General features: G+C 70.4%; 9 protein-coding genes. 5 read left to right on the top strand and 4 right to left on the bottom strand.

Translation table 11 applies throughout. The annotated features are described in order from the left end of the window. Nucleotides 1-21: 21 nt before the first annotated feature. On the top strand, nt 22-1,284 hold the full coding sequence (locus QBL25_RS02585; RefSeq protein WP_409055305.1) for an NADH:flavin oxidoreductase/NADH oxidase family protein: 1,263 nt from the start codon (nt 22-24) through the stop codon (nt 1,282-1,284). A 118-nt stretch (nt 1,285-1,402) separates the two neighbouring features. On the opposite strand, the gene QBL25_RS02590 is transcribed toward QBL25_RS02585, so the two are convergent. From QBL25_RS02590 to QBL25_RS02600, 3 genes are all read right to left on the bottom strand, one after another. Continuing rightward, nucleotides 1,403-2,998: a succinic semialdehyde dehydrogenase gene (locus QBL25_RS02590; protein WP_409055306.1), complete on the bottom strand. Its 1,596-nt coding sequence runs from the start codon at nt 2,996-2,998 to the stop codon at nt 1,403-1,405. A 14-nt stretch (nt 2,999-3,012) separates the two neighbouring features. Next, nucleotides 3,013-3,978, bottom strand: a complete 966-nt coding sequence (locus QBL25_RS02595; protein ID WP_409055307.1) for an acetoacetate decarboxylase family protein — start codon at nt 3,976-3,978, stop codon at nt 3,013-3,015. A gap of 200 nt (nt 3,979-4,178) precedes the next feature. Beyond that, complete coding sequence (locus QBL25_RS02600; RefSeq protein WP_409055308.1) at nt 4,179-5,153, bottom strand: alpha/beta hydrolase; 975 nt, start codon at nt 5,151-5,153, stop codon at nt 4,179-4,181. Between the two features lie 280 nt (nt 5,154-5,433). Here QBL25_RS02600 and QBL25_RS02605 point away from each other — a divergent pair, with 280 nt between their 5' ends. Further along, complete coding sequence (locus QBL25_RS02605; protein ID WP_409055309.1) at nt 5,434-6,393, top strand: NAD(P)H-quinone oxidoreductase; 960 nt, start codon at nt 5,434-5,436, stop codon at nt 6,391-6,393. A 148-nt stretch (nt 6,394-6,541) separates the two neighbouring features. Beyond that, on the top strand, nt 6,542-6,883 hold the full coding sequence (locus QBL25_RS02610; RefSeq protein WP_409055310.1) for a hypothetical protein: 342 nt from the start codon (nt 6,542-6,544) through the stop codon (nt 6,881-6,883). A gap of 32 nt (nt 6,884-6,915) precedes the next feature. Here the strand turns inward: QBL25_RS02610 and QBL25_RS02615 are convergent, their stop codons facing one another. After that, nucleotides 6,916-7,461: an MOSC domain-containing protein gene (locus QBL25_RS02615; RefSeq protein WP_409055311.1), complete on the bottom strand. Its 546-nt coding sequence runs from the start codon at nt 7,459-7,461 to the stop codon at nt 6,916-6,918. Between the two features lie 202 nt (nt 7,462-7,663). Here QBL25_RS02615 and QBL25_RS02620 point away from each other — a divergent pair, with 202 nt between their 5' ends. Both QBL25_RS02620 and QBL25_RS02625 read left to right on the top strand, forming a co-directional pair. Then, nucleotides 7,664-8,029: a hypothetical protein gene (locus QBL25_RS02620; RefSeq protein WP_409055312.1), complete on the top strand. Its 366-nt coding sequence runs from the start codon at nt 7,664-7,666 to the stop codon at nt 8,027-8,029. 302 nt (nt 8,030-8,331) lie between these two features. Next, a complete protein-coding gene (locus tag QBL25_RS02625; RefSeq protein WP_409055313.1) occupies nt 8,332-8,559 on the top strand; it encodes a hypothetical protein in 228 nt (75 codons plus the stop codon). Nucleotides 8,560-8,667 lie beyond the last annotated feature (108 nt).

The raw sequence follows: 8,667 nt of genomic DNA on the forward strand, positions 1-8,667 counted from the left end.
CGACGACAGAGAGGAAACGGGATGACCAGCGAGCTGTTCTCGCCGCTGCCCCTGCGCTCCGGGCAGGTGTTGGCCAACCGGATCGCGAAGGCGGCGATGGAGGAGAACATGGCGGGGGACGGCCAGCTGCCAGATCAACGCCTCCTGACCCTCTACCGGCGCTGGGCCGCCGGCGGAACCGGACTGTTGATCACCGGAAACGTCATGGTCCACGCCGAGGCGCTGACGGGTCCCGGCGGCGTGGTGCTGGACGCGAACGCGCCGCTGGCCCCGTTCACCGAGTGGGCCAAGGCGGGCAAGTCCGCCGGCGGCGCGATCTGGATGCAGATCAACCACCCCGGACGGCAGGTGGCTTCGGACATGCCCGGCGTGGTGTGGGGTCCCTCCGACATCGGCGTCGACCTGGGCCGGCACAGCGGCCGCTTCGGCCGTCCGACGGCCATGACCCCCGCGCAGATAGACGCCACCGTCACCCGGTTCGCCGTCACGGCCCATCGCGCCGAGAAGGCGGGCTTCGACGGGGTCGAGATCCACGCCGCCCACGGATACCTGCTGTCGCAGTTCCTCTCCCCCCTGGTCAACCGGCGTACCGATCAGTGGGGCGGGTCGCTGGAGAACCGCGCCCGGATGCTGCTCGACGTCGTCCGTGCGGTCCGCGCCGCCGTCTCGCCGTCCTTCGCGGTCGCGGTGAAGCTCAACTCCGCGGACTTCCAGCGCGGCGGTTTCGACGCCGACGACGCACGCCAGGTCATCGCGATGCTCGAACCGCTCGGCGTGGACCTGGTCGAACTCTCCGGCGGAAGCTACGAGAGCCCGGCGATGACCGGCCGCGCCGCCGACGCCAGGACACAGGCACGTGAGGCCTACTTCCTCGACCTGGCCAGGGATCTCGTCGGCACGAGTGCTCTGCCCCTGATGCTCACCGGCGGCATCACCCGACGCGCCACCGCGGAGCGGGTCCTCGACAGCGGTGTGGCGGTGGTCGGCATGGGCACCGCGCTCGCCGTCACCCCCGACCTGCCCGACCGCTGGAAGACCCACCGCGAGGCCCACCGGCAGATGACGCCGGTGACCTGGTCCGACAAGGCCCTCGCCTCGGCTGCGGGCATGGCGCGGGTCCGCCATCAGATGGCCCGCGTCGCCCGCGGAAGCGCCCCTCGCCCCCGCGTCCACCCCGTCTACACCCTGCTCGCCGAACAGTGGAAGCAGCGCGGGGCGCTGCGCCGCTACCGCGCCTGGCTTGCGGCCTCGCGGGAAGCCGAGACGGTGCGCGGGCCCGCGTAGCAGGCCCATGCCGCCGCCGGCCTCCGGGATCGCCCCGGAGGCCGGCGGCGGCGTGTCGTCGGCGGGTCCCGCCTCACCCGGGCCGCGTCCCAAAGGGACGCAGCCACGGGGGCCGCGCTCAGCGCACTCCGGCCGCCTTCAGGATCTTCAGCGCTCGCGTCAAGAGGGCTGCCCAGGTTTCGGGGGCCATGCGGGCCGGGGGCGTGAACCCCTGGAGGCGCTGGTGGGCGACGGTCTGCGGTTCGGTGTACTTGAGGATGCCGTCGGCGCCGTGGCGGCGGCCCAGTCCGGAGTCGCCCATCCCGCCCATCGGGGCGTCGATGCTGCCCCAGGCGGCGGCGAAGGCCTCGTTGACGTTGACGGTTCCGGCGCGCACGCGGGCGGCGAGGGACCTGGCCCGGGCGCCGTCGCGGGACCAGACGCTGGCGTTGAGGCCATAGGGCGTCGCGTTGGCGCGCGCGATCGCCTCCTCGACGTCGTGGACGGGATGGACGGACACCACGGGGCCGAAGGTCTCCTGGTCGTACAGCGTCATGTCCGGGGTGACGTCGGCGAGGATCGTGGGTTCGTAGAACAGCGGCCCCAGGTCGGGCCGCGCTCTGCCTCCCGCGAGGACGGTGGCCCCTTTGGCGACGGCGTCCTCGACATGGGCGCTGACGGTCTTCAGCTGGGCGGGGGTGGTGAGGCTGCCGACGTCGATGCCGTAGTCGTACGCGGCCCCGAGCTTGAGCCGTGCGGTGCGGGCGGTGAACGCGGCGACGAACGCGTCATGGACGGACTCGGCCACGTACAGACGCTCGACGGAGACGCAGAGCTGGCCCGCCGAGGGGAAGCAGGCGGCGACGGCGCCCGCGGCGGCCTTCTCGACGTCGGCGTCGGCCAGGACGAGCATGGGGTTCTTGCCGCCGAGTTCGAGGGACGCGCCGATGAGGCGCCGGCCGGCGTCGCGCGCGATCTTCCGTCCGCTCGCGGTGGAGCCGGTGAACATCATGTAGTCGGCGTTGTCCATCAGGGTGTCGCCGATGGAGCTTCCCCGGCCGACCACCATCTGCCAGACGCCGTCCGGCAGTCCGGCCTCGTGCATCAGGTCGAGCGCCCACAGCGCGGTGAGCGCGGTCTGGGTGTCGGGCTTCTGGACGACGGCGTTGCCGGCCATGAGCGCCGGGAGCGCGTCGCCGGCAGCCATGCTCAGCGGGTAGTTCCACGGGGAGATGACGGTGACCACGCCCTTGGGGTGGCGCAGTTCGGTCGTGTGGGTCAGGACGGGGATCGCGCCCCGGCGGCGCCGGGGGCTGAGGTACCGGGCGGCGTTGCGCGCGTAGTAGCGGGCGGTGATCGCGATGTCGGTCACTTCGAGGAACGCGTCGCGGCGGGTCTTGCCGTTCTCGGCCTGCATCAGGTCGAGTGCCTCGTCCTGGCGCAAGAGGACGAGGTCGTGGAAGCGCAGCAGGATCCTCTTGCGCTCCCCGCTCGGCAGGGCGGCCCAGCTCGTCTGGGCGGCGCGGGCGCGGGTGTACGCGTCGCGCACGTCGGCGGGTGTGGAGACCGGGAGGTCGGCCAGTGGGACGCCGGTGTAGGGGGCGCTGGTGGTGACCCGTTCGGCGTCCGCGGCCGCCGAGATCCGTCCGGTCAGCCGGGCGAGCAGGGCCGGGGTCAGGGACGCGGGGAGGGCCGGGCGGCGGGTGGTGGGGCGCGGGGCGTGGTCGGTGACCATGGCGGGGTTCCTTGTCACTGGCTGCGGCTCTGGACCGAGGTGGGGACCGGCATGTGCAGGGCGAGCTGGCCCTCGGTCACGACGTCGAACCGCACCGGCCGCAACGGCTTGAGGGAGCGCAGGTCGTCGGCCATGCGGCCCTGGCCGGCCCGGAGGGTGAGGCCGCGCGGGAAGCGTGCCGTACCGGCCGACAGGACGTGGGTCTGGCTGAGGGTGGAGTGCCATGCGTCGTCGATCGTCGTGTACGACGTGAGCGAGGTGACGCGGGCGCCGCTGGGGTGGCGGGTCTGGGCCGGGGTGGCCGCCGAGAGGGTCAGGTCGTCGCCGCCCGTGTCGTTGGCCACGCGGGCGGTCGTCCGGCGGGCGTCGATGTCGACGTCCACGGCGGTGACCCACTTGGGGAAGCCGTAGCCGTCGTGGCCGCGGACCTGGGCGATCGGCGTGCTCACGGGCAGGGACAGCACGTAGGAGTCGAGGTGTTCGTTCTTCAGGCCGGTGACGAGATCGAAGAAGCCGAGACCGCCGTGCCGGGCCGGCTTGACGGCGATGCCGACGGCGGCCTCCGTGTAGAAGTCGATGTCGCACACGTCGTAGCGGAAGAACATCACCGAGACCAGCCCGAGTCCGGGCGCGATCTCCAGCGGTACCAGCTCCTTGGGCAGCCGGGCGCGGATCGCACGGGAGGGGGCCGGCATCGTCAGCCGGGCGGTCGAGATCCGGTAGTAGAAGTTCGGGGTGAGGGTGGGACCGATGGCGGAGTCGACCCTGGTCTTGGGCAGCCGCCGGAAGAACTCGACCCCGCTGACGCGGGGGTCGCGGGCGACCTCGTCGAGGTCGGTGTCCATCCGGTACCGCTCGTACAGGCCGCCTCGGGGGACCGTGACCGTGCGGCCGCCCAGATCGATGTCGACCGTTTCCCGCCGGTCCGCCTCGTGCGGGCCCGGTGTCCGCCCGTCGGTTTCTTGTCGGTGCGAAGACATCGCAGCAGCTCCCTTGCGCCAATGTTGACGATGCTTACATGGGGTGCATGAATCTAACCCGCCATGTATGCACCGTCAACACTGCTCAGGGAGGCACTTCGCCGCGTACGCGGCGAAGGAATCCCGGCCCTCCTACACGTACGGGGCGAGGGGGATCCGGGCCGTCGCGCGCGTACGCGAGGGAGTGGTCGCAGCCAGGCTCAGGCGTCGTGCAGGGCCGTCCGCAGGGCGTCGACGGCGAGCTTGCGGGCGACGTTCGCGGCGCGGGTGTCGCGCAGGCTGTCCAGCAGGAGGAAGTCGTGGACCATGCCCGCCACGCGGACGGAGGTCACGTCCACGCCGGCCTCGCGCAGCTTGTTGGCGTACTGCTCGCCCTCGTCGCGCAGGACGTCGGCCTCGTCGGTGATGACCAGGGTGGTGGGCAGCCCGCGCAGCTGGTCCAAGGAGGCCTGGAGCGGCGAGGCATGCACCTCCGCACGCTGGGCGGAGTCGCTCGTATAGGCGTCCCAGAACCATTTCATGCCGTCGCGGGTCAGGTAGTAGCCCTCGGCGAACTGGAGGTAGGACGGGGTGTCGAAGTCGGCGTTCGTCACCGGGTAGAGCAGGACCTGCGCCTTGAGGTCGATCCCGCCGCGCTCCTTGTTCATCAGCGCGAAGACGGCGGACATGCACCCGCCGACCGACTCGCCGGTGACGGCGATGCGCGAGGTGTCCAGACCGTGCTCGGCGCCGTGTTCCACGACCCACTGCCCCACCGCGTAGTTCTGCTCGACCTGTGTGGGGTACTTGGCCTCGGGCGCGCGGTCGTAGACGGGGAAGACGCCCGCCGCGCCGGCGCCGACGGCGAGCTCGCGGAAGAGGCGGTCGTGGGTCTTGTCGTCGCCGAAGACCCAGCCGGCGCCGTGGATGTAGAACACCACCGGCAGGGGGCCCGTGGCTCCCTTGGGGCGGATGATCCGGGTGCGGACCGTGCCCCACTCCCCCGCGTCGACGTCGACCCACTCCTCGTCCACCTCGGGGCGGGGCACGCTCTGGTCGCTCTGCAGGCCGAGCAGGATGTCCCGGCCCTTCTCCGGCGGGACCTCGTAGATCCGCGGGTGCGGATCCGTGGCCTCGCACAGCTCCTTCGCCGCGGGTTCGAGGTAGGGCGTGATCGGAGGAGGAAGATCGGTCATGTCGGCTCCCTGTCACGGGCGCACGGGCGCCCAGTTCGCGCGGCCTCGGCGGCCGCGACTGCCGTTCGTCTGCAGGCCTGTCCCCGATCCATCTTCGATGCCCGCCCGCGATGCGCAACCGCACCGGGTGCGCTTCCGGCCGGTCCGCGGGCGGCGCCTGCCGTCTTGCCCGACTGAATGTTGGCGGCGTACACATGCATGAGTTAATGTATACGCTGCATACATCAGAGAGGTGGCTCTCCTGCCCCCTCTTCACCTCGACGAACGGAGCGTCAGCGTCATGAAGGCTGTATCGATCAGGGAACCCGGTGGCCCCGAGGTCCTGGAATGGACCGAGGTCGAGGACCCTCGGCCCGCCGCCGGGGAGGTAGTCGTCGACGTGGCGGCCAGCGCCCTGAACCGGGCGGACGTCATGCAGCGGATGGGGCTCTACCCGCTGCCTCCGGGCACCTCGCCCTACCCCGGCCTCGAAGTCTCCGGCCGCGTCAGCGCCCTGGGCCAGGGCGTCACCGGATGGCAGGTGGGCGACGAGGTCTGCGCCCTGCTGACCGGCGGCGGCTACGCACAGAAGGTCGCCGTCCCCGTCGGCCAACTGCTGCCCGTGCCGGACGGAATCGGCCTGATCGAGGCGGCGGGCCTGCCCGAGGTGACCGCCACGGTCTGGTCCAATCTCGTGCTGGCCGCAGGGCTCAAGGAAGGCGAGACGCTCCTCGTGCACGGCGGGCTCGGGGGCGTGGGCTCCCTGGCGATCCAGGTCGCCAAGGCGCTCGGGGCCCGTGTCGTCACCACGGTGGGCGGGCCGGACAAGGCCGTGCGGGCGCGCGAGTTGGGCGCCGACGTGGCACTCGACCACCGCAGCGAGGACTTCACCGAGCACGGGCCCTACGACGTGATCCTCGATGTCGTCGGCGGCGATTACCTCGAACGCAACGTCAAGTCGTTGGCCGTCGACGGGCGTCTGGTCGTCATCGGCCTGCAAAGTGGTCTTGAGGGCAAGCTCAACCTCGCCGACCTGGTCTTCAAGCGCCTCTCCGTGCACGGCACCACGCTGCGCACCCGCTCCAAGGACCAGAAGGCCGCCATCGTCGCCGCCGTCCGCGACAGGGTCTGGCCGATGATCGAGAACGGGTCCGTCCGGCTGATCGTCGAGGACCGGCTGCCGCTGGCCCAGGCCGCCGAGGCACACCGGCGGATGGAGGCGGGCGGGCACACCGGCAAGATTCTGCTGGTGAACGACTAGAGCGCCCGCCCGAGCCGGGGCATGGCCGCCGGAGCGTCTCGCGGAGTGCCGAAAGCCGAGTGTCGGGCCACGAGTAACCGTCGTAGGAGGTCGGCGACTACCTTGGGCTTCTCGCAGAGAGGGAAGACGAAGACGGGAGGAGCAAGCGGTGCCACACACACCCGCCGAGGAGGCCCTGGCGCGCTCCCACACCTCCGATGACGGCACGACCAGGTTCCACGTCACCGAACTGACGGTAAATCACCACCCGGACCGCAGCGTGACGTTGACCTACCGGCTCGTTGTCGGGCGTCAAGGGCACGCCGATGAGTGCTGGGTGTTTACGCTGCCGTGGAGCGACAAGTCCTTCGTGGACGTGTTCACCTCGTCCGCCCCTGATCCTGAGCGGCTTCGCCAGTTGGTCCAGCTGGTGCGCGGCCTGCTCGAAGAGTGGTGGGACACCAAAGGAGGCAATCGGCGGTCGGCGAAGATGGGACGCCGGTGCTCCTGAGCGCGGCGTGACCGCACGCCCGGACAACGGGATCAGACACGTTCCAGCGGGCGGTGGGGCAGGTGCGGGGCCTCGACCCGGATGGCGTCGCCGGGGCGGACGGCCCCTCCGCGGTGGACCACGGCCATGACACCGCTCTTGAAGGTGAACTCGCCGGACCCGGGATCGAGGACGAAGACCTCGCCGAGCAGCCCCTCGCGAAAGCCATTGATCTTCGCACACGGATTGCGCAGCCCCGTCACCTCGAGCACCGCCTGCTCCCCGACATGGAGCAGGGCCCCGGTGGGCAAGCCCAACAAGTCCACCCCGCGGGTGGTGACGTTCTCGCCGAGCTGGCCCGCGGCGACCTGGAAGCCCTTGACCGCCAGCTCGTCGAAGAGTTCTTCGTGCATCAGGTGCACCTGGCGCAGATTGGGCAGATCCGGCTCGTAGGTCATACGGAACTGGTGGCGGATCGTCGTGCCCGCGTGCACGTCTCCCTCCACGCCAAGTCCCGTGAGCAGCGTGATGGATTCACGATTGGGCTTGCTGAACGAATACACCTCGTTACGGCTCACCGCGGTGACCTGACCCGTCATCACACTCTCCACACCGTGGGGTTCCTGCTGCTCTCGGTGAAGAGTAGGTGAATGCTTCGAGTTTCATGAGCCGTTGAGCGGCAACACGGAGTGCATGGCTGAAGAGAGAAAAACCTCTACGGACAGTGCCGACGGCGCAAAGAACACGGCGAAGGCAACATCCGCCAAGGGGCGGTCCACCGCGAGTACAGGAGCGAGCAAGGTGAACACCACCGCACAGAAGGCGAAGCAGGAATCGGCTGAGGCCGCCGAAAAGGCGAAGGGTTCCGCGGGCGAGGCGGCCGACGCCGCCGGTTCTGGTGCGCATTCGCTCGGACTCGCGACGCAGCGCGCCAAGCAGGCGGCAGCCGCGGGCATCGAGAGCGGCAGCAAGACCGTGGTGTCGGCCACCGGCAAGGTCGCTTCGACGGCGGTCGCCGGCTGGACGCTGGTGAAGAACCGCAAGGCCATCGCCGCGGGCGCCGCCGCCGGTCTGGTCAGCGTGGTCGGTGTCTCCTTCACCGCCGGGCGCCGTACGGCGAAGATCCAGGGCGGACCGATCACGCGACTGACGCATGGTCGCATCTGACATCTGCCCTTTACATCACGCATCACCCACTTCAGGCGTCTGGGTGGAGACGAGGCCTACCTCGTCTCCACCCAGACGCCTGAAGTCGTTTCACAGCGGATCGGGCACCCCACCACCGCCGGGCGGCGGCCCGCGCACTCGACCCGGACCCGGACACCCCCGTCCTGCTCTGCGACGTACGCAATGGCGAGTCCGGCAAGGAAACCCCGATCACCCTGGTCGAGCACGTCCTCACCCGGGAGTTGGCCACCGGCCGAATGCCATAGGACCACCGGGGCATACGGATCGACAGGAGGTGCCCCGTGAGCGTGAGGAAGAACAGGTCCGAGCCGCCCGCCTGGACCCGGCCCGGTTCCCGGTGGGTGCCCTGGCTGTGCTGGCCCGCGCTCTGCCTGAGTGCCGCCGTCCTGGTGTGGCGCGTCGTGGACGGCCGAGGAGCAGGTGCCGTCATCGTCTCGGCGCTCTTGTGCCTGACGCTCGTCGGCGTCCTGATCTCCCACCGCGCACACCGGCGCCGCCGGCACCCCTAGCGTTTTACGTCTGTTGGCGTATGCGGCTCCGCAAGATCCTCTAGTAGAGGTAGAGGGACCAAGGGAGCACCGGCACGGTCCTTGCCTTTTCCGGTCTTCCGGAGAGGT

Origin of the sequence: Streptomyces sp. SYP-A7185 (genome assembly GCF_046103685.1) — a bacterium.
Lineage (GTDB): Bacteria > Actinomycetota > Actinomycetes > Streptomycetales > Streptomycetaceae > Streptomyces.